General features: G+C 70.1%; 21 protein-coding genes and 7 pseudogenes. 11 read left to right on the forward strand and 17 right to left on the reverse strand.

Going from position 1 to position 20,606, the window contains the following annotated elements; genetic code table 11:
* Positions 1-15 precede the first annotated feature (15 nt).
* On the reverse strand, positions 16-2,538 hold the full coding sequence (locus ACFYUS_RS35020; protein WP_388861590.1) for a hypothetical protein: 2,523 nt from the start codon (positions 2,536-2,538) through the stop codon (positions 16-18).
* A 500-nt stretch (positions 2,539-3,038) separates the two neighbouring features.
* Between ACFYUS_RS35020 and ACFYUS_RS35025 the strand changes: the two genes are divergently transcribed.
* Both ACFYUS_RS35025 and ACFYUS_RS35030 read left to right on the forward strand, forming a co-directional pair.
* A complete protein-coding gene (locus tag ACFYUS_RS35025; RefSeq protein WP_388861592.1) occupies positions 3,039-3,446 on the forward strand; it encodes a VOC family protein in 408 nt (135 codons plus the stop codon).
* Positions 3,447-4,307: 861 nt separating this feature from the next.
* A complete protein-coding gene (locus tag ACFYUS_RS35030) occupies positions 4,308-5,189 on the forward strand; it encodes a barstar family protein (protein ID WP_388861594.1) in 882 nt (293 codons plus the stop codon).
* Between the two features lie 28 nt (positions 5,190-5,217).
* On the opposite strand, the gene ACFYUS_RS35035 is transcribed toward ACFYUS_RS35030, so the two are convergent.
* The 5 genes from ACFYUS_RS35035 to ACFYUS_RS35055 all read right to left on the reverse strand — a co-directional run bounded on the left by ACFYUS_RS35035 (position 5,218) and on the right by ACFYUS_RS35055 (position 8,217).
* Positions 5,218-5,754, reverse strand: a complete 537-nt coding sequence (locus ACFYUS_RS35035; RefSeq protein WP_388861596.1) for a hypothetical protein — start codon at positions 5,752-5,754, stop codon at positions 5,218-5,220.
* A 165-nt stretch (positions 5,755-5,919) separates the two neighbouring features.
* Positions 5,920-6,375 carry a Fic family protein gene (locus ACFYUS_RS35040; RefSeq protein WP_388861598.1) on the reverse strand — a complete coding sequence of 152 codons (456 nt, stop codon included), beginning with the start codon at positions 6,373-6,375 and terminating at the stop codon, positions 5,920-5,922.
* Between the two features lie 117 nt (positions 6,376-6,492).
* The gene (locus tag ACFYUS_RS35045; RefSeq protein WP_388861600.1) at positions 6,493-7,182 is read right to left on the reverse strand and encodes an alpha/beta fold hydrolase; all 690 of its coding nucleotides are present in this window, start codon (positions 7,180-7,182) and stop codon (positions 6,493-6,495) included.
* Between the two features lie 636 nt (positions 7,183-7,818).
* Positions 7,819-8,070 (reverse strand): nuclear transport factor 2 family protein, encoded by a 252-nt coding sequence (locus ACFYUS_RS35050; protein ID WP_388861602.1) that lies wholly within the window; start codon positions 8,068-8,070, stop codon positions 7,819-7,821.
* Positions 8,071-8,079: 9 nt separating this feature from the next.
* Positions 8,080-8,217: a hypothetical protein gene (locus ACFYUS_RS35055; protein ID WP_388861604.1), complete on the reverse strand. Its 138-nt coding sequence runs from the start codon at positions 8,215-8,217 to the stop codon at positions 8,080-8,082.
* 565 nt (positions 8,218-8,782) lie between these two features.
* Between ACFYUS_RS35055 and ACFYUS_RS35060 the strand changes: the two genes are divergently transcribed.
* Both ACFYUS_RS35060 and ACFYUS_RS35065 read left to right on the forward strand, forming a co-directional pair.
* Positions 8,783-9,055, forward strand: coding sequence for a hypothetical protein (locus ACFYUS_RS35060; protein WP_388861606.1), 273 nt, complete (start codon positions 8,783-8,785; stop codon positions 9,053-9,055).
* Positions 9,056-9,348: 293 nt separating this feature from the next.
* Positions 9,349-9,570, forward strand: a complete 222-nt coding sequence (locus ACFYUS_RS35065; RefSeq protein ID WP_388861608.1) for a hypothetical protein — start codon at positions 9,349-9,351, stop codon at positions 9,568-9,570.
* Between the two features lie 75 nt (positions 9,571-9,645).
* Here ACFYUS_RS35065 and ACFYUS_RS35070 read toward each other — a convergent pair.
* Positions 9,646-10,280, reverse strand: a pseudogene (locus tag ACFYUS_RS35070) (DUF6003 family protein).
* Positions 10,210-10,356 (reverse strand): annotated as a pseudogene (locus ACFYUS_RS35075) (DUF6003 family protein); the annotation flags it as partial. The pseudogenes ACFYUS_RS35070 and ACFYUS_RS35075, both read right to left, overlap by 71 nt.
* A gap of 223 nt (positions 10,357-10,579) precedes the next feature.
* Here ACFYUS_RS35075 and ACFYUS_RS35080 point away from each other — a divergent pair.
* A complete protein-coding gene (locus tag ACFYUS_RS35080; protein ID WP_388861610.1) occupies positions 10,580-11,341 on the forward strand; it encodes an isocitrate lyase/phosphoenolpyruvate mutase family protein in 762 nt (253 codons plus the stop codon).
* A 108-nt stretch (positions 11,342-11,449) separates the two neighbouring features.
* A pseudogene (locus ACFYUS_RS35085) lies at positions 11,450-11,749 on the forward strand (transposase); the annotation flags it as partial.
* Positions 11,750-11,794: 45 nt separating this feature from the next.
* Here ACFYUS_RS35085 and ACFYUS_RS35090 read toward each other — a convergent pair.
* The 3 genes from ACFYUS_RS35090 to ACFYUS_RS35100 all read right to left on the reverse strand — a co-directional run bounded on the left by ACFYUS_RS35090 (position 11,795) and on the right by ACFYUS_RS35100 (position 12,996).
* Positions 11,795-12,007 (reverse strand): CbrC family protein, encoded by a 213-nt coding sequence (locus ACFYUS_RS35090; RefSeq protein WP_388861612.1) that lies wholly within the window; start codon positions 12,005-12,007, stop codon positions 11,795-11,797.
* Positions 11,934-12,356 carry a CbrC family protein gene (locus tag ACFYUS_RS35095; protein ID WP_388861614.1) on the reverse strand — a complete coding sequence of 141 codons (423 nt, stop codon included), beginning with the start codon at positions 12,354-12,356 and terminating at the stop codon, positions 11,934-11,936. Before ACFYUS_RS35095 ends, ACFYUS_RS35090 begins: the two co-directional genes overlap by 74 nt.
* A gap of 268 nt (positions 12,357-12,624) precedes the next feature.
* Positions 12,625-12,996: a hypothetical protein gene (locus ACFYUS_RS35100; RefSeq protein WP_388861616.1), complete on the reverse strand. Its 372-nt coding sequence runs from the start codon at positions 12,994-12,996 to the stop codon at positions 12,625-12,627.
* 177 nt (positions 12,997-13,173) lie between these two features.
* On the opposite strand from ACFYUS_RS35100, the gene ACFYUS_RS35105 reads away from it, so the two are divergent.
* On the forward strand, positions 13,174-13,797 hold the full coding sequence (locus ACFYUS_RS35105) for a hypothetical protein (RefSeq protein ID WP_388861618.1): 624 nt from the start codon (positions 13,174-13,176) through the stop codon (positions 13,795-13,797).
* Positions 13,798-13,811: 14 nt separating this feature from the next.
* A pseudogene (locus ACFYUS_RS35110) lies at positions 13,812-14,059 on the forward strand (hypothetical protein); the annotation flags it as partial.
* Between the two features lie 76 nt (positions 14,060-14,135).
* On the opposite strand, the pseudogene ACFYUS_RS35115 reads toward ACFYUS_RS35110, so the two are convergent.
* Both ACFYUS_RS35115 and ACFYUS_RS35120 read right to left on the reverse strand, forming a co-directional pair.
* Positions 14,136-14,423 (reverse strand): annotated as a pseudogene (locus tag ACFYUS_RS35115) (IS5/IS1182 family transposase); the annotation flags it as partial.
* Positions 14,365-14,562, reverse strand: a complete 198-nt coding sequence (locus tag ACFYUS_RS35120; RefSeq protein WP_388861620.1) for a transposase — start codon at positions 14,560-14,562, stop codon at positions 14,365-14,367. The gene ACFYUS_RS35120 and the pseudogene ACFYUS_RS35115, both read right to left, overlap by 59 nt.
* Positions 14,563-14,711: 149 nt before the next feature.
* Here ACFYUS_RS35120 and ACFYUS_RS35125 point away from each other — a divergent pair.
* Positions 14,712-14,999 (forward strand): annotated as a pseudogene (locus ACFYUS_RS35125) (HNH endonuclease); the annotation flags it as partial.
* Positions 15,000-15,259: 260 nt separating this feature from the next.
* On the opposite strand, the gene ACFYUS_RS35130 reads toward ACFYUS_RS35125, so the two are convergent.
* Positions 15,260-15,841: a hypothetical protein gene (locus tag ACFYUS_RS35130; protein WP_388861622.1), complete on the reverse strand. Its 582-nt coding sequence runs from the start codon at positions 15,839-15,841 to the stop codon at positions 15,260-15,262.
* 185 nt (positions 15,842-16,026) lie between these two features.
* On the opposite strand from ACFYUS_RS35130, the gene ACFYUS_RS35135 reads away from it, so the two are divergent.
* Entirely contained in the window at positions 16,027-16,380 is a 354-nt protein-coding gene (locus ACFYUS_RS35135) for a hypothetical protein (RefSeq protein WP_388861624.1), read from the forward strand.
* 18 nt (positions 16,381-16,398) lie between these two features.
* Here ACFYUS_RS35135 and ACFYUS_RS35140 read toward each other — a convergent pair.
* From ACFYUS_RS35140 to ACFYUS_RS35150, 3 genes and pseudogenes are all read right to left on the reverse strand, one after another.
* Positions 16,399-17,316: pseudogene (locus ACFYUS_RS35140) on the reverse strand (transposase).
* A gap of 55 nt (positions 17,317-17,371) precedes the next feature.
* Positions 17,372-17,710 carry a hypothetical protein gene (locus tag ACFYUS_RS35145; RefSeq protein WP_388861626.1) on the reverse strand — a complete coding sequence of 113 codons (339 nt, stop codon included), beginning with the start codon at positions 17,708-17,710 and terminating at the stop codon, positions 17,372-17,374.
* A 167-nt stretch (positions 17,711-17,877) separates the two neighbouring features.
* Positions 17,878-19,437 (reverse strand): MFS transporter, encoded by a 1,560-nt coding sequence (locus tag ACFYUS_RS35150; RefSeq protein ID WP_388861628.1) that lies wholly within the window; start codon positions 19,435-19,437, stop codon positions 17,878-17,880.
* 101 nt (positions 19,438-19,538) lie between these two features.
* Between ACFYUS_RS35150 and ACFYUS_RS35155 the strand changes: the two genes are divergently transcribed.
* Positions 19,539-20,156 carry a TetR/AcrR family transcriptional regulator gene (locus tag ACFYUS_RS35155; RefSeq protein WP_388861630.1) on the forward strand — a complete coding sequence of 206 codons (618 nt, stop codon included), beginning with the start codon at positions 19,539-19,541 and terminating at the stop codon, positions 20,154-20,156.
* Positions 20,157-20,606: the final 450 nt, after the last annotated feature.

The following is a 20,606-nucleotide window of genomic DNA, read 5'->3' on the forward strand; positions in this document are numbered from 1 at the left end:
TTCGGGAACTCGGTGTCAGGACTCCTTCGCGAGGATGCAGAGCAGGGAGCAGGCGATGGCCGAGGACGGCGCGCTGGTGGTCGGGGGAGTGCCGGGGGGTTCGTTGAGTCCGGAGAAGGTGGCTGACGCCGTGTTCTTGAGGGGCAGGGCCAGCAGGAAGGAGCTGCAGTGGACCTGCCGGCTGGCGCCGACCGCGAGGTCGAAGGTTCCCGCTGCCGCCTGGCAGCCGTGGGTGGTGGGGTCGTTGACCGTCACTCCGGTCGCTTCGACGGGGCCGGTGTTGGTCACGGTGATCCGCCAGTAGGCGGTGCCGAGCAGCTGCAGCAGGCCTACGGGGCTCTTCTTGGCCCATGGTCCCGCGCCGCCCGGTCCGCACGCGTGCGGGTTCGAGACGGTGCAGATCTCCTTGTTGACCGTCACCTCGGGCTTGCAGTGCGCGCCGGGTGCGACGGCGAGCTCGACGGTGTTGGAGGTCAGGGAGCCGGACCCGTCGGTCGCGGTCGCGGTGTCGGAGACCTGGGTGGCCGCGCAGTCCGCCCCGACGACCGTACGCACGCAGACCTGGGGGGCGTCCCCCTCGTAACTCGCCACCAGAACAGGGTGGTTGGTGGCGGAGAAGTCGGCCGCGCTGTTCAGGACGAGTTGGACGGTGACGGTGATGGACGGATGGTCGGCAGCGGAGATGCCGCTGAGGTCGACGGTGCCGGCGGGCGTGAGGGCGGGCGCGGCGAGGACGGTTCCGTCGGGGTCGGTGACCGCGACGGTCGACGCGGCGAGGTCGACGTGGGTGAGGTCGATGGCTTCGAGTCGCGCCTCGGTGTATCCCCGGACGTGGCCGGAGGAGCCGTCGCAGTAGAAGTCGGACGGCTTCAGGGTGACGGCCGCACCGCTGTGCACGCACGGCGTGGCCCCCGTGCCGGGATCGACGGAGAAGAGGACGCCCGCGTCGCCGAGGGCGATCAGGCAGCGGGTGGTGGCGTCGTAGGTGTAGCCGTAGTCACGTGTCGCGCCGCCGCCCACGCCCGGGTGGGTGGCGGTGGCCGGGAACCCGGCGCACGGCTGGGCCGTGGTCCAGCTGTAGCACAGGGTCGCGCCGGGGACGGGCCCGCCCCAGACGGGGAAGTAGCTGCGGGTGTCGGTGGCGGTGGTGACGACCTCGGGGTTGAAGACGAGGACGCCGTTGCCCACCGTGCCGAGCCCGGTGGCCGGGGCGGCGAGCGGTGAGCCGTCGATCCCGTAGCACGTGGTCAGCGGCGATCCGCCGTTGGTGGTCGCGGTGCACACGCCGTTGGCCGCGCCGGAGGCGGCGTAGGAGGTGAACGCGTTGTACGAGTAGTGGGCGGCGCTGGGGCCGGCAGGGTGCGCCGTGTCCCACCCGGCGCAGACCGTGGCCGTGGCCGGGTCGAAGCAGCCCAGGGCGGGCGCGGCCGCGAGGGTGGAGCCGCTGGTCTGGGGCGACGAGGAGACGAAGACCTTGCCGCCGGCCGTGGTCATGCCGCCCAGGTAGAGCGAGCCTGTCGCACCGGGAAGGTCGTGGTTGGGCCGCACGACGGGCGCGTAGGGCTGTCCGGCGCAGGGCGTGCGGCCGGCGATCTCCAGGCAGAGCACCTGGCCGGTACTGGCGACGCCGTACAGCTTGCCGTCCTCGGCCACGAGACCCGCCATGCCGTTGGCGCTGGACGGGGTGCCGCCGGTGGCCCGCAGGGCGAAGAAGCCGCAGTTGGCGCGGGCGCCGAGGTCCAGACAGCCGACACCGAGGGCGGCCGCGGTCACCGCCGGGTAGTAGAGCACGCCGGGCCGGCCGGGGTCGAGCACGTACTGGGGCGTCAGGGTGCTGCTGATGTCGCCGGTGCTGCCGGAGCCGAGGGGGCCAGGGGTCGTGTTGAGGGGGCGAGGCCACGGGCCGCCCGCACAGGGCTGACCGGTCGACAGGTTGCTGCACACGGCCTGCGGCGCGGCGGGACCGGTGTGGTGGTACATGTTCCACGCCTCGACGTCGCCGCTGTCGGTGCGGTGCAGCACCGGGGTGAAGCCGTCGCCGCCGGTGGACTGGGCGGTGGGGCGCACCGGCGGCAGGAGGTCGTTGGCGTGTGCGGTTCCGCCGGGGCGGGCCGCGGGATGGCTCGCGCGCACGGCGCGGGTCGCGGTGCCCGGGTCGCTGCCGGTGAAGGTCGTACCGTCGGAGGACCAGGCCGCAGTCCAGCCCGGCGGCACCTTCAGTGAGCCGGGGACGTACGTCTGGGCGGTGCCGGCGCCGGCGATGGGGTCGGTGATGACGGCGGGAGCCGGGGCTCCGGGAGCGTCGTTGGAGTAACCGACCGTCCAGTTGACGGTCGAGCCGTGGTCCACCGGGACCCGGCCGGGGTCGGTCACGTTCTGCGCGGTCTTCACCAGGGTCGACGTGCCGGCGGTCCCTGCGGGCGCCGGTTCGGAGGCCGTCGACGTGGCGGTGAAGCCTCCCGCGGCGGTCAGCGCGAGAGCGGTCAGTACGGCGGCCGCCGCGCTGCGCAGCGGCCTCCGAGATCGGTATGCGGGCACGGGACGGGACATAGGTTTCCCATTCTGTGTCGTGGAGCGCGTACCAACGGGCGTGCAGGGCAGGTGCACGCAGACGCATACCGTAAAGGTGCGGTTCCACCCCGTCACCGATTTCGGTGAAGGCAGACACGTTACGACGGGAAGTGGACGCCAAATGCCCGGAGTCGGGCACTCGTTGCGTGTTTGGCTTCTCGAACTTCCATGATCGGGTGCTGATTATGTCCGGTGGCCGCTCGGGGGCGACGAGCGGCGCGTGCGCGGAAGCGCCGTACGACCGTACATGCGGCCCGTCGCCGAGCGCGGCGCCACGGCCCGCCCCGACACGGCGCCGAAGCGGCCCATGACGCAGACGCCCACCTCGGCGACGAGCGGGCGGCGGACGCGTCACGCCACCTCACCGTGGACCTGTCACCTCGGAGGCGCCGGGCCAGGACAAGCAGGAACGACGTTCCATCGAACATGCCCTGTCTGAAGTGCACTTGAGTGGGCACACGCTCACCATGACCGCTACCAAGACCGCAGTCCTCGTGCTCGACAGCGCCGATCCCGAACCTCTGGCCCGCTTCTACGCCGAGCTGCTCGGCGCCACCGTCGAGCCGAGCCCCGGCCACCCCGACCTGCTGCTGATCTCCGGAGCGGACGGAGTCGTCCTGGGCGTCCACCACGACTCCGGTCACGTCCCGCCCAGCTGGCCCCGGCCCGACGACTCCCAGCAGTCCCACGTGTGGATCGTGGTGGCTCCGGAGGCCCTCGACGAGGCCGAACGGGACGCGATCTCGCTGGGAGCCCGACCTCTGGACGCCGAAAGGAACGGGACCAGGACGGACCGCCGCACCGATGCGCGCCGGTTCATGGATCCGGCCGGGCACACCTTCGTACTGGCCCCCGCAGGCGGCCTCCCCACGTGACATCGGGCGCTGTGCCCGAGCTCCGTGATCGCGGAACCGGCGGCTCGGCAAGGCGACAGGGCCGTGACCGGTCACCTCGCCGTCCGTCACGAGCAGCCGTGGACGGCAGCGTGCACCTCGGCATCGGCGAGGGCCAGGCGCGGGAGCCGTCATGCTCCAGGCCTCAGCAGGAACCGGCGGCGAGGCGGCCGTACTCGTCCAGACGCACGTCCTCCCCTGCCGCCGCGGCGTCGGCGGCAGGACGGAGCACGGCTGCACGCGACCGGTCAGCGATCGGCCGCGGTGACGCCCCGCGCAGTGGCGATCCAGGAGATCTCGTGTCGATGGTCGGTGATCTCCCCGAAGGCCCGGGCCGCGGCCGGCCGGCTCCTGCCCTACGAGGGGCTGGACAGCAGGACCGACATGGCGGCCGAAAGCGACGTGAGGGCCATGTAAGGCTCGATCCCGTAGGGCCCCGGTCGAGCGGTCCCCCTCGCCCGATGGCCCGTCGGACGACCTCGAACGCCTGGCGCACACCGCCGAGCAGGCCGACCCCGGCCTCGTCCAAGAGGCGCTCGGCAGCCGGCTCGGCCATGAGCGCCTCGACCGCCCCCTCGGCGGCGGTCGCGCGTTCGAGGCGGCTCCAGCCGCTGTGCTCGGGTGTGGTGACGGGCATGTGATGGCTTGTCAGGGCGTTCCACACGGAGGGGCTGTACATCGCCCTGAACCAGGCGGCCTCCAGTGCCGGTCGGGTGGGGACCGGACGCATCCGACCGAAGAGTCCGCTCACTGCAACTGCCCTCAAGCGATCGCACACGTCCATCTCCAGCCCGTACCGCATCGATGAGCGACCATTCTTGCCGCACGCCATAGGCTCACCCCATGCCGACCGACGACAGCCCGCAGAGCACCGCCAAGCACTGGCAGGACTCCACGGACGTGTACGACTTCCTCGAGCAGATCCGCCTCTGGCCCGGCATGTGGCTGCCAGGCCACTCACTCCGCCACCTGGAGGCGCTCCTCATCGGCTACCGCGTCGCGCTCGGCGTGCACGCAATCGACGAGCCCTTCGACTTCTGGCCCGAAGGGCGGTTCACGCAATGGCTTCACGAGCGCCGCGGGACAGCCGGTTCCCTTAGCTGGGCCGCCGAGATCGAACGCACCACGCCCCCGGAATCCACCCCGGTTGCCGAGTTCTTCCAGCTGCTGGACGCCTTCCGGCGCGAAGCCGTCCAGAAACCGACACCGGTCGCGGAAGCAGCCGATTTCGCCGGCATCGAATTCATGGAGAACACCTTCGTCACACTCTTCTGGCGCCGACGCCTTCTCACAGAAGCGATACTGACGCTCGAGGACCACGGCTTCCGGACGGTCCGCCTCGCCGCCGGCTCCTGGTCCACGGAACAGGACCTCCACCGCGCCGTTGCCGCCGCGCTCCACTTCCCCGACTCCTACGGCCACAACCTGAACGCACTCAACGACTGCCTCGGCGACGTCGCCTGCTTCGGCCCGTACGACGACGAACACGAAGGCAGCGGACTCGTCCTGTCCTTCACCGACTACGACCGGTTCGCGACCGCGTGCCCCAAGGCAGCCCAGATCGTCCTCGACATCATCGCCGACCAGGCCCGCCGCGCGGCCGTTCTCCAACGCCGCCTGATCTGCCTGATCCACAGCAATGATCCGAACATCCGGTTCGAGCCCGTCGGCGCTGTGCCCGTCATGTGGAACCGGAGCGAATGGGCCGACGCCAACCGTCGGTGACGCTGAAACCAGCCCAGTCTTCGCCGCATCACTCCCGCTCGCGCAGCGCCCGTGCAATCTCGATGTCGCTCCGGAGCGCGCTGAGACGAGGAGGGTTCCGCGAGTCATCCAGGACCACAGCCTGTAGGCGATCGCCCAGCTGCGGAGGAGATACATCTGCGGACCACCAGGATGGATGCTTGACCTGGTCGATGAAACCCGTAACGCCGGCCGCGTCGACTTGCGACCCGACGGCGGCGACAGCCGTGACGACGACGTTGATCTCTTGGTGGTTCACCAGTGAGATCAGGGTCGGCGAGTCCAGGGCCGACCACCACGCGACGAGACGGTCCGCCACTGCGTCCACTTCCCGCCGGAAGGGAGACAGCCCGAAGTGCCCCGTCACCTCGTGCCAGAGAAACGCGCTGATCTCCGCGCGGCCGGCCCCGCGGTGCAGCCTGCCGAGGAGTGGCTCGATCAGACAGTCGTACTCGTCCTGGACACTATCAGCGGCACCGATCGGGTCCCACTCGTTCAGCAGAACGCGAAGGCTGCCCGAGTACTCTGCAACCTGGCGGGCTTCCATGACCAACCGTCCCCTTCCTGACTGGCAAACATGGCGCGTCGGCGTCGTTCGACCTGGTCCGCCACGTGGTCCATGAACCAACGCATGATCTCGTAGGGAATCACGTGCTCGTCATGGCTGCGAAGGCGAATGCGAATGTGGACGGTCGGCTCGGCCCTCGGAGCCTCAGCGGGACCCATCGCCACGACGAACGCACTCACCACCGACTCGGGAAGCGATCTTCCAGGGCGGTCGGCGGCGCTCCGCTGAGTTGATCAGGATGCCGAGCAGCATGGCCAGATCGGCTGCTCCCTCGACGTAGTCGGCCCAGCGGGTGGCCTGGAGCGGGTGTACCTGGTCGATCCCCGCTCCTTCGCGGGCCAGGACGAAGGCGAACGCCGGCATCGCCGCGCGGGCGTTGCCGTCCTCGAACGGGTGGAAGAAGAGGACGTCGAGGTAGGCGCGGGCGGCGCGTGAAGGGAGGGGAAGGTCCCGTTGCGTGCTCTCGTCCAGGCACTGTTCGAACCGCGCCCGTGTGTCCAGTGCGATGCCGTAGCGCTCTCGCCCTCCCTTCGCGAAGGCCGACATCGTGCGGAAGGCGGCCACGCCCTTGCCCAGCACGGTCTGCTGCCAGCCGGACACGAGGGGGTAGGTGGACGGCGGCGCGGCTGCCCGCCTGTCCGAAGATCCACGGGCCACACCTCGCGCGTGCGGAGCTGCGGCGCGCGAGATCGGCTTCGGCTTCAGCTGCCGACGGGCTCAGGGGCCGGTGCACCGTGGCAGCACAGCAGTGCTGTCCGCCGGTACTTCAGGGAAGGGGGAGAGCCCGAGGAGAGCCGTCACCGCTTGCGTCGTGAATCGATGCCACTGGCGAGCGCCACGCAGCATGGTGTGGCCGCCGCCGGGCATCGCGATGCCTACGACGTGGGCCCCTGCGGCGCGGGCGCGGGCGAGGAAGGCCCAGGTGTCCGCGGCAGAGGTGACGCGGTCGGCCTCGTCGTGGAGCGCGACGACCGTGCGGCCGAGCAGATGTGCCGTGGGCTCGCCCGGCGGACACCAGGGGGCGAGTGCGACGACTCCCACGACATCGGTGCCGGCCGCGGCGCGCAGGGCGGCACGGCCGCCGAGAGAGTGGCCGACCAGGACGACGGGCACGGGGCGGGCGAGCGCGCGCAGCTCGTCCAGGGCGCGGCCGGCGTCGGTGACGGGGTGAGCGTCGGCGCCGTTCCAGCCGCGGTGCCGGTAGCGGACGTGGGCGACGAGGACTCCGTCGTGTGCCGTGGCGCCGGCTATCGCGGAGGCGAAGGGCCGCATCCGCCACGCGGGCGGGTTCACCCGGGAAAGCGGCCGTACATCGTCCGCACGGCCGCCGTGAAGGACGAGGACCGCGGCCCTTGCCCGAGAAGGCGGCGTTCCGGTGGAGAGGGGGATGAGAGCCGGTCGTGGCATGCGATGCGCCTTCGCTGCAGGCCTGGTCACTCGCTACCGTCGGGCCGCGAAGCGTTCCGGGCGGGGCTGCCGGAGGGAAGACGCCGCTGCCGACGGCGAGCAGCAGGGTCATCAGGGTCGGGGAGAGGAGTAGAGCGAGTGACCCTGCCGTGCGGAGCGGCCGCGCAGCCGCGGACTCCACCAGTCAAGCCTGCCCCCGAAGCGCTTGAGGTGTCGAGCCCCCGCACGTCGTAGGTGCTGAGCAAGGACGGCATGGAGCGTCCTGCTGTCCCTCCGTCGCGGTACGGGATCACCAGTTCGCCGCGCCGCGTCAGCCAGGACGGTGCCGGGCGGCGCCCTTCTGCCGGACCCACCCGGGCCAGGTGCCGCAACCCTCCGACCGGCCGGACAGGGTCTCGGAACGCGCTGGTCGAGTGCATCAGGCGCGCCCTTCCCGGACGGACGGCCGTCAGGCAGGGCGGCCGGGACCGGGGCACTGATCTCGCGGCAGCCCCCGCAGAAGAGCTCCGCCCGCGAGCGGTCCCTCATGCTGAGCGCGTGCACCGTCAGACGATCGGCCGCGCGCGATGCGGTTCGGGCCGTCGGAGACCGGAGGCCCCGATCGGTCCACCGGTCTGCCGGGTGCGTCCAGACCCGTCAGTCCGTCACGGTGTCGCCGTGGCGGTGGGCGACGCGCCGGACGCCGTCTTCCCTGCGGTGCACCTGGGTGGCACGCAGGGTGTACGTGCGCGGCGGCCCGTCCACGGACGTGGAGGTGTGTTCCGGGCCGACGGTGTAGGCCATGTCGCCGCTCACGTCGTAGGCCTGCGGTTCGAAGGCGTACGAGGTGCAGTCGGAGAAGGACTTCGCGAGGCTCGTGAAGAGGGCGTCGAGCCCCTCGCGGCCCACGGCGTTGCGTCACGCGCCCAGGACGCTCACCGGTTCGGTGCGCGACCAGAGCGCACGCCGGGGAGCGGGGTCGCCGTTGTGCAGGGCGGCCTCGGCCTCGTACAACGTGGTCCTGACCCAGGCCGGGAAGTCGTCACGATCGGACATGCCTCCATCACCGCGCGGCGCCGGGTCCTCGGCCGCCCGCGCCGGCGTGAGATCTGCCGGGACGGGAGGCCGGGCCCCGTGAACGCGGCCGACGAGAGGACGCCGTCCGCACCGGCCCGCCGTCCGCCGTCGTGTCGTCTTCGGCTCGTCCGGGCTGCCGCCGGCCGAAACAGCAGACTTCCCCGACCGGGGAATCCTCGGTTCTCCGGCCGATCCAGCTCGTGCCCGGCAGGGCCCCGGTCAGCAGGGCTGCCGGGCTTCGCCTGCGGCCGTCGTCAGTCCCTGACAAGCCGTGCTTCCCGACCCGGGGCTGCGGCCACCGACCGCTGGACCGCGAAGGAACTCGATGTCTCGGGCATCGTCTGCCTCGCCGCCGAATCCCGGTTTGCCGCTGCCCCTGTGACCCGCCGCATCGGCTGGCTCCCACTCAAGTCGCGGGCGGAACGCTGGTCACCTCGTCCGGCCGGCAGGTTCGACGCCGCTTCACTCGCCCGGCGGAGACGACCTCTCAGGAGGAGGTGCGACGGGGCCGTTTGCCACGGAGCTTCCGGGCAAGACGGAGCCCATGAGAGGCATCGACTCCGTCATAAGAACCGTGGCCCACGTGCTCGCGGGCAACCTGGTCGTCTGGATCCTCGTGGACCTGCTCGACGCCAACCCGGGCAATGTCGTTGCCGGTTGGTTCCACTCCGCCGCCGACTGGCTCGCCGGCTGGTCGATCGGGCTCTTCGACGTGGCCGGGAGCACCCTCCAGGCGATCCTCGACTACGGCGTCGCCGCAGTCGTCTACGTGGTGATCGCGAACATCGTCGCCAGCCGGGCGTTCGCCCGGGCGTAGAAGGCGTGAAAAGCCCCCGGCCCGCACTTCGCCGGCCGGGGGCCGGACCACGCCGTAGTGGACGCGATCGTCCTCAGGTCGCGAGTACGTCATCACGAGGGGTCATCACGAGGGGACGCCGCATTCCGGCAGGGGCCGAGCACCGCGCCGGGTGTACCAGCAGCCCTGTTCGGTTCTCCGGCACGAGAACACCGCTCCCACCGGTCGTCCGGCGGCACGGCTGGATCCCTGACGCAAAGGGCTTGACGCGGCTTGCTCGGAGCGGTGCCATGGGGGCGGGGGAAGGGGCGTCCATGGCCGACGTGCACAACGACGACGAGAGCCGGAATGCCGAGGAGGACAGTGCCCGGCCGGAACGACCGCAGGGCCCGTACGAGCCGTCCGCCGCGGACCGTTTCTGGGTGGCCGTTCTCGTGGTGATCATTGTGGTGCTCATCCTGGTCGGCATCCTGTCGAACATCGACATGAACGACAGCGGCTCCTCGACCCAGGACTGGAATACCGTCTGGCACTGAGCTTCTGAGGCGTTCCGGCGGTGTGAACCCTCCGGAAGCAATGCCCTGCTGCCACCCTCATCTGACGGTGTGTGCTCACGCCGCCGCACCGCCGCACCGCCGCACCGCCGCACCGACGCGCCGACGCGCCGACGCCGAGCGGGCGCCCGCCTGCGACGGCATCAGCGCGGCGTACGCCCTGCGTTGGCGACCGCCGTGCTCCCCACCTCCGCCGACGCGGCCTCGACGGGCTGCGACGCATGCGCTCGCAACCGCTCCGGTGCCGCACCGGCCTGCTCTGCCGCACGGACACCGAGCAGGACCGACGGGGCACTCGCAGGTGCCTCGCAGCACCAGTCGGCCGATCTCCTGCGGATCGAGGCCGGGCAGGCGGGCGATGCGGAGCGCGGGGATGCCCGTGGTGAGTGCCCGGTGGACAGGACCCTCCCAGTCCTTTGTGGTCTCCCGGAGCCGCAGGAGTTCGGTCTGCACGCCGGTGACGACCGCGGCGCGCACGCCTGCTCCACGCGCACCGTCTCGTCCGGGCCCAGCGGGATCGGCAGCTGCCCGGCACCCTCGGGGATGAACTCCGCCGCATAGAAGGGCAGGATCCTGACCTCCTCCGAAGACGCGGAGACGCGGAGACGCGGAGACGCGGAGACGCGGAGACGCGGAGACGCCGTGGGCCTGGAGCCGGCCGTGCACGGCCGGATTCTCGGAGCACTCCAGATCGCCGACTGCGGCCGGAGCCGCACCGGGTCGCGGGTGTCGTTCGGGCAGGAGGAACAGAAACGCGTCATCGGTCATCGCGGTGAATTCGCCTTCGCTCGTGGAGAGCAGGCCCCTGAGGCCGCCGCCGCACGCGCGCCCCGGACCGGTCGGGGGAGCGGACGGGAACCTCCCGTTTCCGTACGGCGGAGTCGACGCGTACGCGGCCACCACCCACTCGCCAGAGGGCCGTGCCGGGACTCTCCGCACACGCCAGCCCCGTCGGCGAAGTTTTACGGCGATATGGAGGTAGCGTCCGCGTATGGACTTTCGCACGACCGTGGAACGCGCCCAGCTCCTCAAGAAGTTGCACGCCGCGCACAAGCCGCTCGTGCTGCCGACCGTGTGGGACGTCTGGTCCGCGCGTACGGCAGTCGCCGCCGGGTTCCCGGCGCTGACCGTGGGCAGCCATCCGCTCGCCGACTCGCGCGGGGCCGACGATCACGAAGGGCAGACCTTCGAGGAAGTGCTCGCCGCTGTCCGCGGCATCACCGCCTCGGTCGACGTCCCCGTGTCCGTGGACCTGGAGGCGGGCTACGGACAGCAGCCCGCGGATCTCGTCGCCGGACTCACCGAGGCCGGCGGCGTCGGCCTCAACCTGGAGGACACCGTCCACTCGGACGGCGGACGCATGCGCAGCACGCAGGAGCACGCCGACTTCATCGCCGGACTGCGCACGGCGGCCGACAACGCGGGAATCCCGGTCTGGGTCAACGGACGGACCGACCTGTTCCAGAACGCCGACAAGGCCGCCGACGTGCTGGACGAGGCGATCGAGCGGCTCAAGGCGATGGAGCGGGCAGGCGCCGACAGCGTCTACCCGGTGAGCATCCAGGACGACGATGACCTGCTCACCGCCGTGATCGAGGCCGTGGCCATTCCGGTGAACACCACGGCCCACCCGGTCAGGCACGATCTCGCGCGCTTCCGCCGCCTCGGCGTCGGACGGATCACCTACGGCCCCCTGCTGCAGTTCGCCATGACGGACGCGATGAAGGAGATGCTCGCGCCCTGGGCCCCCTGACGGCCGCGTCGCCGCCCCGCACGGGCGCACGCGACCGATCCCCGGTCGGCATGAGCAGGGAGCCGGGGCGCGCCGGTCAGTGACCGAGTTCCTGGCCGCACACGCTCACTTCGCCTCGCCCGCCCTCTCGCACGCGATCTGCGCCGCCCGTGGAAGCGGCCAGCGGAACCGAACAGACTCACCCCCGCCCGGGTCCGCCGCGGGTTCAGGAACCTGCGCGCGAAGACGGGTACGCCGGCCGGTGCACCAAAACCCACACGACCCGGCCCTGGCCGCCCGCGCGGCTCAAAGAACCGGCAGCCCGCCACCCGCTACGGCGTGGGGCGGGTCCTCGCCACCGGCGAGTCCTACACCCGGCCCGCCCACCACAAGACACAAGAAGGGAGCGAAGCCCCGGCGGACGATTGATGATGGTCGGGATCACGGCACGCAATCGGCTGTTCGGGTCGCAGGTCAGCCGATGTCCCAGGATGCCAGGCTTGTGTCGCAGTGCAAGCAGCGGAACAGGTAGGCGGTCGGCTCTCCAGCCCGGTCCAGTGACCGCAGGAACTGTTCGGTTTCCGGCGGCGTCCAGCCGTAGCGCTCGTGATCTTTACGGAGCATGGCTAGAGCCTCTGGGGGCCTCAAGCTCGCGATATCCGGCAGGGCCGAGAAAGGCCGCGCCATCGCCGCAGTGGTACAGCCAGGACTCCTGCTGCCAACCGGCAAAGCCGGGAGTGCGTCGGGTGATCTCTTCGACGACCGACAGAGGCACGTCGTCGGGTACGTCAACGGCATCGCTGAACACCGCAGACATGTCGAAGTCCTCATCGCCTCCGCCCGCGATGCCCAGGGCACTCGACGCTGCCCCGGAGTGGACGCAGTGCAGGCAGAGGGAATCAGGTTGCTGGCCGTAGATGGGGCCTTGATAGCGGATCTGCCGGTGCATGCCACAGACGCTGCAGACATGGTTGGTGCGCAACGCGGACCCGGAAGCCAGCGGATCAGGGTGGTATCGGAAGGTCGGCTCTGCCACGGGACCAGCATGACAACCGGCAACGAACGCCAGCGAAGAGGGTGCGTCTGCCACGTGATGCAGCACAGCCTCAGAGGCCGTTGTCGTACCGATCGCGGGGCTTGTCGATCGCACGGGAGTCTTGCTCGGGTGATCGCGGTCGGTGCCGGGCGTGCGAAAGCCCGGTCGGCCTGACGGGCGGTCTTGCGTGCTTCGAACGGGAGCTTCGACCAGAACCGCCGCGGTTGCTCATTGACCGCCAGCGGGAAGCCGGCAGTCCGGTACCCGGCTATGTGGGCCTTTCCGTTGCCGTGGCGCTGGCGCAGACGGGGTGGGTGCGGGCGGCGTAGGAGCGGGCGGCCACGATGAGGCCGATGCCCAGACCTGCGAATGCCAGGCCGCCGAACTCGGCGAACCAGGTGATCCCCGAGCTGGTGGTGAACGGAGGGTCCGGCTTGGCCTTGGGCAGGACATCGGCAGCCATGAGTGGGGCCGTGATGAGGAGGACGGCCCCGTACATCGCCAGTGGGACACCGGTCAGCCAGGCCGGGATCAAGGGCAGCAGGCGCGGGACCCGTCGTCCGGACAGGAACAGCGTCCAGCGGGGGAACACCTGCCCCCACACGTACAGCAGCCCCAGCAGCAGGAAGATCCCGACCATCGCGGCCAGGCCGTGTTTCGAAAGTGGATCTTGAGGCGAATACGGAGAGGAAGAAAGTCCGCTTGAGCGGCTCCCGTCTCGGCCGTGCCTTGCGCGGACGAAGAGGAGCCATACCGGTCCTGGAGCGTGGGCTCAATATGAGCTCCTGGATCGCTTGCTGCCTGCCCAGGGAGAACGATGCCGCGCTTCAAGGACATTGCCCGAGGACTCTGCTTAGCCGGGGTGCTCCTACTGCTTGCCGGGTGCGGCTCTGGAAGTGGTGGAGGGAAACCCGGTCCGCTGCAGAAGAGCAGCCCGCCCACTGCTCAGGCCGCCGAGTCTCTGGGGCTGCCCGAGTTCCAAGCCGTCATGCCTGGCGCCGGTGACATCCCGCCCGGCTGGGAGAAAAGCTCCGAACGGCGTACCGAGGGCCCAGATGGCAACACCCTCGCCGGCGTACAGCAAGGCTTCTCCGCGCCCGACCTCGAAGGCATCGTCGGACTGCGCGCCTACTCTTTCCGGTCCACCACCGACGCCATCCGGTACTACACGGACATGAAGTCCAAGATGGCAGATGCCAAGTCGGGGTCGGTGGAGCTTCCCGACGTCGATGCGGCGTACACGGCCGCGTACTGCCTGACGGACGACTACTGCAGCGCCTCGATCACGTTTCTGCTGGGTTCCGTCGCAGGAGTCGTGAACCTCAATACGAAGACCCGACCCGCCGTCGATCCTCGTGTGCTGAACTCCGTCACGCGCATGTTCGTCCAGCGGATCCGGCAGGCACAGCAGGGCCAGACCCCCTCCGCGAAGGCGGCATAGACCCGACGCCCGTGGACCGCTGGGCCGTGACTGAGGTCAGCAACCAGTCCACCGGGTACTGCCCGGACGTCACCTCCTGCGCGGCAGTCGCTCGGGATCTGGACGATGTAGGGCTCGGCGACCCTCCGGCTTCACCCACGAGGTGGTGTTCCGGCCGTGCCCCGACTGCCAGGAGCACAACATCGTGCGCGAGGACGACTTCGTCTGCGTCTTCTGCGGCGGTGATCTGCCACAGACGTGGAACGTGGATCCCACCGCGTGACGGCCGGGGGGCACAGCCACTCGTTGAGGGCCGCGACGAGGACCGTCGCCTCGTAGCGGACCGCGAGCTTGCCGTAGCGCGTGGCGACGGCGCAGTTCCTCTTGAGCCGGTTGATCCCGCCTTCGACCGCATGGCGCTCGCGGTAGTCGACCGGGTCGAAGCGTGGTGGCCGACCGCCGCGCGAGCCGAGCCTTTGACAGTTGCGCGCCTGGTCGGCCTTGTCGGGAATCGTGCAGCGGATCCCGCGGCGGCGCAGGTAGGCGCGGTTCTTGCGGGAGACGTACGCCTTGTCCGCACGGACCCGATCAGGACGGACCCGTGGCCGGCCCGGTCCGATGCGGGGCGCGCGGACCTTGTCCAGCACGGGTTCGAAACTCGGCGGGCACGTCCCGCCACGGAACACCGGTCCGGACCCGGAACCGTATGCCGTCGATCAGCTGCCGCCGGGGCCGGACGGGCGGCTGTCCCGCCCTCGTGCCTCTCGGCGACAACGGCGCCAGCACTGCTCACTGCTCGTCCGTGAGGTCTCTCCGACCCATGGACCGAGATCATTCACAGCTCAAGGTCCACTTTCGATACACGGCCTGACACCCTGCCCACACCACCGGCGGTTTCGAATACCGCACGGTTGGAATGACGCTCCCTGCCGGTCGGCGCCAGTTCGTGGACACCTGCGCGGCGGGAGGCGTACGCGAACGACCAGGGCGCCGCGACGTCGCTCGTCGCGGTCACCGCGCGTACGAGCCGGTCGAAGGCCGATCAGGACCCGCGGGAGTGGATGCCGCCGCTGCCTGACGCCCACTGCCGGTACGTCTCCGAGTGGATCGCCACGAAGCTCCGCTGGGGCCTGACGGCCGACCAGGGCGACGCCGAGGCGCTGCAGGCGTACGCCGAAGGCCCCTGCGAGGCCACCGTCGTCCACTACACGCCGGCCCCGTAGTCCACTGCGCGCCGGCCCCTAGTCGCCCCGGGGAACGTGCTGTGCCCCCGCACCCGATGACCTCGGGTGCGGGGGCACACAGGCAGCGTGCTAACGATCAGTCGGCTCGCTTCACCCGTGATCACCGTAGCCGTCTGCGGCTGACTGGAATGCGGTGTAACGGTTCGCCACCGCCCGCATGAGCTACGGACTCGTGAGTGCGGTGACGGGCTGGTTGACGTGCCGGCCTGTTCAGCCGGTCTCGTCTTCCAGACGGGCTGTCAGGCTGCGGGGGTGGCGCGGGTACGGGGGCGTTCGGTGGACAGCACGGCCCACACCCGGCGGCCTTCGTCGGACGTGTCGGTGCCGCAGCTGGCAGTCCCGGGTACGGCAGCCAGGTCGTTCAGGACCGTGTCGTCGGGATCGGAGCCGACGTGGCTGAGGACGACGACGAGAAGCATGCCGTCCTGGTCGGCGAGGTGGACGCTGATCCGTCGGCCTTCGTCACCGGTGGCCGTGTCGACGAGAAGCCGCACGGTCTGCTCGAGAACATCGTCCTCGGGGTGGGCGTACCCCCAGGCGCGGACCGTCTCGGTGACCTTCCGGACGGCCTGGGCCGCGGTCCACGGGTAAGCCGTGAGCGCCCAGTTCGCCGCGCGCCGGTCCTTGATGGCCATGCGGGGCCGACGGGCCGCGAGGCGGGCTTGCTGAGGCCCGGGGAGCGGGAGGGAGGTGGTGACCGGCTTGGTCGACGGCTGCGGCCTGGGGGCCTCGACGGGCTTCTTCTGCGGAGGCGGGGTGCGGGGCGGGTAGGTCGGCGGCACCTTGGGGCCCTTGTCGTCCATGGGCAGCGGATCGGTCACGACAGCCTCCTTGCGCTCCCGACCATCCTGACAGCACGGCCCGGTCCGTCGAAGCTGATTGCCCAGGTTCCTGCCGTGGCTCACCGTGTTCGCCGTCGTCCTCGGCGCGGCTCAACGGCTAGTGCCGCATCAGACAACGTTCGCTCCGTGCGTCGCACCGATGAGGCGGGGTGGAGGACAGCCCTGTGAGCTTCGATCTTGCGGTTCTGGCGATGGACGAATCAGCCGACGTTGCGGCGGCGCGTGAGATGTTCGATCGGTGCACCTCCGACCACCACGACGAGGGTGAGTCGGATGAGCGAGTGGTCGGGTTCTATGAGCGGCTGCGCTCGCTGTTCCCGGACCGCCCCCCTTTCGCCGCAGAGTCGCCGTGGATGTCGACACCGCTGACGATCGGTATCGACCACGTGATCATGAATCTGAGCTTCTCGTCGCGGAGCGACGCGGCAATCAAGGCGATCGAGGAGCTTGCAGCGGAGTTCTGCCTGGTCATCTGGGATCCGCAGTCCCATAACGCCCATCTGCTGCGGCGTGATTGACCAGGCGCTCTGCTCGATTCAGGCGATGCTCGCCCTGCTGACGACGCTGCGGAGGCGCTTGTCCTGGGCGTGCTCGTTCCGCCAGATGATGTAGCGGCGGATCATGCTGCCCTGCTCTCTGCGGCTGGGGTGGTCGGTGCCGTCGAGGGCGAAGCAGCGCAGGGCGGTGAACTGGGCCTCGGTACGGTTGGGCCAGGAGCTGTCGGTCGGGGTGCAGGCGATCTCCACGTTGTTCGCCTCGGCCCAGGTCCCGGCCCGTTGGCACCGCTTGGTGGTCGGGTGGGGTGAGTAGTTGTCGCAGACGATCGCGATGTGTACGTCCATCGGGTGCAGTGAGCGCAGGTAGCGGCAGAACTCCAGGAATTTCGAGCGGTTCTTCGTCTTTTTGATGTGCCCGTAGAGCTGCTCCTTGGTCAGGTCGTAGGCGGCGATCAGGTGCCGGACGCCATGCGGGTGGGTGTAGGTCGCTCGTCTGCGGGGGCGGGGCTCGTGGTCGGGGTCCTTGTGCCGGCCGCCGCGTTCGGCCCACTGCCGTCCGGGGTGGGGCTGGAGGTTGAGCGGGCCGGACTCGTCCATGCAGAAGGTGACTTCGGGCTCGTCCTCCTCGGGTATGACCTCGCCGTCGGCGATCGCGTAGAGGTGCTCGACCCGGGCCTTCTCGGCCGCTTAGTCGGGGTCACGGGAGGCCTTCCAGGTCTTCAGGCGTTGAAGCGACTCGAAGCCGGCGGCGTTGAAGTTGTGGACCACGTCCCGGACCCGGTCCACGCCGGTGAACGTCACCTCGACGGCCTTCGCCACGGGCATGCCTTGAGCGGACAGCAGCACCATCTGGGCCCGCCGCCAGGTCACCACCGACCCGGTGCCCCTGCGGATGATTCGCAGCAGTCTTCGGCCTTCATCGTCGTCGATCTCACGGACCCGTACACGTTCAGCCACCCGGACAGGTGGCAGGCGACGCGCCACCTGAACCGCACTCGGACGGCGCGTCACGTCACAAGAGGGCGAAGGTTGGCTGATGCGGCACTAGGACTTGTCCCTCGTGGAACCACACCGCGACCCGGCCATGGGTCCGCATCACGTACAGGTTGCCCCCTCCGTCGGCTCCGAGGGGCCAGATGTCGTCGTCGCTGAGTTCCGTGGCGCAGCCGCTGTCCAGGATCGCGCAGTCGTCGGCCGCGAAGTCGAAGGCGTACGACCGCTCGTAGACGTCGAGGCACTGCCTCGTCGTTCCGGAGCGGACCTTGCGGTCGCACGCGAGCAGCGTCGTCGCGGCGTCGCGCGGGAGCCGGGGGAGGAACGGATCGACCGGGCGGGGAAGCACGGATGTCAAGACCGGTGGCGCATCCGGGAACCGGCGAGCAAGGTCCTCGTCGAGACCCCGCTCGACGTACCCGGCCGGTTCAGGAAGAAGAGGCATGCGGTCAGGGTGGTCAGGCCGACGGACCCGCTCCGGGCTGCCCGCACACCGTGAAGGCGCTTCGGCGCATCGGCTGGAATTCACGTTCTGCCGGCCGCGTCGTCCAGGAGCGCGGCCCCTTCGGAGGAGCGGTGGTACGGGTCCTTGGGCGGCCCGGGCAGACGCGCCGCGCCCAGCACGCCGAGCAGGCAGATTCCGGCCGCCACGGCGCAGGCGATGTGGAAGCCCCACATGAAGCTCTCCTGGACGGCGTCGACCAGCTGTTGCCGGCCTGCCAGCGGGTCGCCCGTGAGGGACAGCGCTGCGGCGACGGACTCCTGTCCTGCGCGCAGGGCGGGCGGGGGCAGTGTGCCGAATGCCGTGGTCGGCAGGTGACGGGAGTACAGCGAGGTGAAGACGCTGCCCAGGACGGCGACGCCCAGCGTCCCTCCGGTCTCGCGCGTGGCGTCGTTGACCGCTGATCCGATCCCCGCCTTCGCCGGGGGCAGGACGCTGAGGATCGACTCGGTGGCCGGAGTGGTGGTCAGGCCGAGGCCGAGGCCCATGAGCACCATCTGCCCCACGATCATGCCGTAGGGCGTGGAGGCCGGCGAGAGGGCGATCCAGCCGAAGGCCGAGGCGAGGAGCGCAAGACCCGTCATGACCGTCGATCGGGTTCCGACGCGAACCGCCAGGGCGGCGCCGCCGACGGAGCCGATGGCGATGGTCAGAGCGACGGGCAGGATCCGCACACCGGTCGACAGGGTCCCGTAGCCGCGGATCAGCTGGAAGTACTGGGTCACCAGGAAGATGAATCCGAACAGTGCGAAGAAGGCGACGGTGACCGATCCGCTGGCCGCGGAAAAGGCCGGAGTGCGGAACAGTGACACGTCGATCATCGGGGCCTCCCGTCGCTTCTCCACGGCGACGAACACCACGATGAGTATTCCGGATGCGAGGAATCCGGCGATTCTGGCGGGAGCGGTCCAGCCGCTCTCGGGTCCTTCGATGATCGTGTGGACGAGCAGGCCGATGGCGGCCGTGGACAGCAGGAGCCCCGGGACGTCGATCCGCGCCTGGTCGGGGTTGCTGGACTCGGGCACGCAGAGCCATGTCGCGATGAGAGCGAGGACGGCGACCGGCACGAGTGCGAAGAAGACCGACGACCAGGTGAAGTGCGCGAGGAGTACGCCGCCGATCACCGGTCCGAGGGCCACCCCGAGGCCCGTCACGGCTCCCCAGACGCCGATGGCCTTCGCACGCCCGCGACGCTCGGGGAACGTGTTGGCGATGATGGACAGCGTGGTCGGGAAGATCACCGCTGCGCTCGCTCCCATGAGGAAGCGGATCAGGATCAGCGCGCCTGCGGAGTTCATCAGCCCGCCGAGGAAGCTCGTCAGCGCGAAGCCGGTCAGTCCCGCCAGGAGGGCCGGCCGTCGGCCGAACCGGTCCCCGATCGAACCGGCCGTGAGGACCAGGGCCGCGAAGGACAGGTTGTAGGCGTCGACGATCCACTGCAGGTCGCGCGTCGAGGCGTCCAGCTGTCGGCTGAGCTGGGGGAGGGCGACGTTGACGATCGTCGTGTCCAGGGTGATGGCCAGAGCGGCCAGGCAGACCGTGCCGAGAACGAGTTTCTGCCGCGAAGCGGGGAGAGGAGACATGGTTTCCTCCGGTCCAGCCTTATGTTGACAACGGCTACATGGGCATAAAGTGATAATGTCACCAAATGGTGACATCGTCAACATGGGTGGAGGGAGAAGTGATGGCGAAGCAGGGGTACCACCACGGGAACCTGCGCCAGGCCCTCGTCGAAGCCGGACTGTCCCTCGCCCGGACCGGCGGACCGAGGTCTGTCGTACTCCGTGCCGCGAGCCGTGAGGCGGGCGTCTCCCACAATGCCGCCTATCGACACTTCGAGGACCGCGAGGCGTTGCTGGCGGCGGTGTCCCAACGCTGCATGGGGGAGCTCGGCGGCCTCATGAGCCGGAGACTGTCGTCGGTGTCGGAGCGCCCCGAAGGGTCTCAGCCCTGGGCATGGGCGCGCCTCAACGCACTGGGTGCGGCGTACGTGGAGTTCGCCCGTACCGAGCCGGGCTGGTTCCAGACGGCCTTCTCCGCGACCGGTTCGCACGCGCCGGTCCTGCCGCCGGCTTCTGAGGCCGCTCCGCACCCCTTCCTCCTCCTCGTGCGATGTCTCGACGACCTCACCGCGACGGGAGCGGTTCCGGCCGACCGGCGCCACGGTTCCGAATACGCCGCTTGGTCCGCGGTGCATGGCCTGAGCCATCTGCTCATCGACGGACCGCTTCGCGATCTACCGGAACAGGAAGTCCAGCTGGCCCTGCGCAAGACGCTCTCGGTCGTCAGCCGGGGACTCTGACCGGCGGGCGATCCATGTCGTATCAGGCCGGCGACGTTGCGCATCGGGGTCCACCGCTGTCCTGGAGCGTAGGTTCCGAGGCTCCACTCGTGACCTTCCGGATCGAGCACGCGGGCACGTGTGCTGCCCACTCCGTCTCCCCAGGGGGAACCCGGACCGCCCACCGGCCCGTACCGCGCGCTCGTGCGGTGAGGCGACGTCGGGAGCGGAGAGGTGAAGTCCGGCTCCCGTCGACGACCCGTCGAGCGCGGGGACCTCATCGTCCGCGCCCGCACGTGCGACCCTCACCACGGCGTGGCCCAGACGGAGCTCGGCGTGCACGATGCGACCGTCCTCGTCCTGCTGCCGCGCCGACGTGGCGAACCCCAGGGCCTCCAGCCGGCCGATGCCTGCGGCGGCGTGGGAACAGCCGAGATACGTGTGAAGGGCGGGTTCTCCTTGTCCGTTCAC

Origin of the sequence: Streptomyces sp. NPDC004284 (assembly GCF_042874035.1) — a bacterium.
In the GTDB taxonomy this organism is placed as follows: Bacteria; Actinomycetota; Actinomycetes; order Streptomycetales; family Streptomycetaceae; genus Streptomyces.

What these genes read in the sequence shown, in the direction of transcription:
- ACFYUS_RS35080 (WP_388861610.1), top strand. Translation starts at nt 10,580, where the DNA reads ATGGACTTTCGCACGACCGTGGAACGCGCCCAGCTCCTCAAGAAGTTG.
- ACFYUS_RS35030 (WP_388861594.1), top strand. Translation starts at nt 4,308, where the DNA reads ATGCCGACCGACGACAGCCCGCAGAGCACCGCCAAGCACTGGCAGGAC.
- ACFYUS_RS35055 (WP_388861604.1), bottom strand. Translation starts at nt 8,217, where the DNA reads ATGTCCGATCGTGACGACTTCCCGGCCTGGGTCAGGACCACGTTGTAC.
- ACFYUS_RS35155 (WP_388861630.1), top strand. Translation starts at nt 19,539, where the DNA reads ATGGCGAAGCAGGGGTACCACCACGGGAACCTGCGCCAGGCCCTCGTC.
- ACFYUS_RS35025 (WP_388861592.1), top strand. Translation starts at nt 3,039, where the DNA reads ATGACCGCTACCAAGACCGCAGTCCTCGTGCTCGACAGCGCCGATCCC.
- ACFYUS_RS35060 (WP_388861606.1), top strand. Translation starts at nt 8,783, where the DNA reads ATGAGAGGCATCGACTCCGTCATAAGAACCGTGGCCCACGTGCTCGCG.
- ACFYUS_RS35090 (WP_388861612.1), bottom strand. Translation starts at nt 12,007, where the DNA reads ATGGCGCGGCCTTTCTCGGCCCTGCCGGATATCGCGAGCTTGAGGCCC.
- ACFYUS_RS35100 (WP_388861616.1), bottom strand. Translation starts at nt 12,996, where the DNA reads ATGGTCGGGATCTTCCTGCTGCTGGGGCTGCTGTACGTGTGGGGGCAG.
- ACFYUS_RS35065 (WP_388861608.1), top strand. Translation starts at nt 9,349, where the DNA reads ATGGCCGACGTGCACAACGACGACGAGAGCCGGAATGCCGAGGAGGAC.
- ACFYUS_RS35105 (WP_388861618.1), top strand. Translation starts at nt 13,174, where the DNA reads ATGCCGCGCTTCAAGGACATTGCCCGAGGACTCTGCTTAGCCGGGGTG.
- ACFYUS_RS35035 (WP_388861596.1), bottom strand. Translation starts at nt 5,754, where the DNA reads ATGGAAGCCCGCCAGGTTGCAGAGTACTCGGGCAGCCTTCGCGTTCTG.
- ACFYUS_RS35150 (WP_388861628.1), bottom strand. Translation starts at nt 19,437, where the DNA reads ATGTCTCCTCTCCCCGCTTCGCGGCAGAAACTCGTTCTCGGCACGGTC.
- ACFYUS_RS35045 (WP_388861600.1), bottom strand. Translation starts at nt 7,182, where the DNA reads ATGCCACGACCGGCTCTCATCCCCCTCTCCACCGGAACGCCGCCTTCT.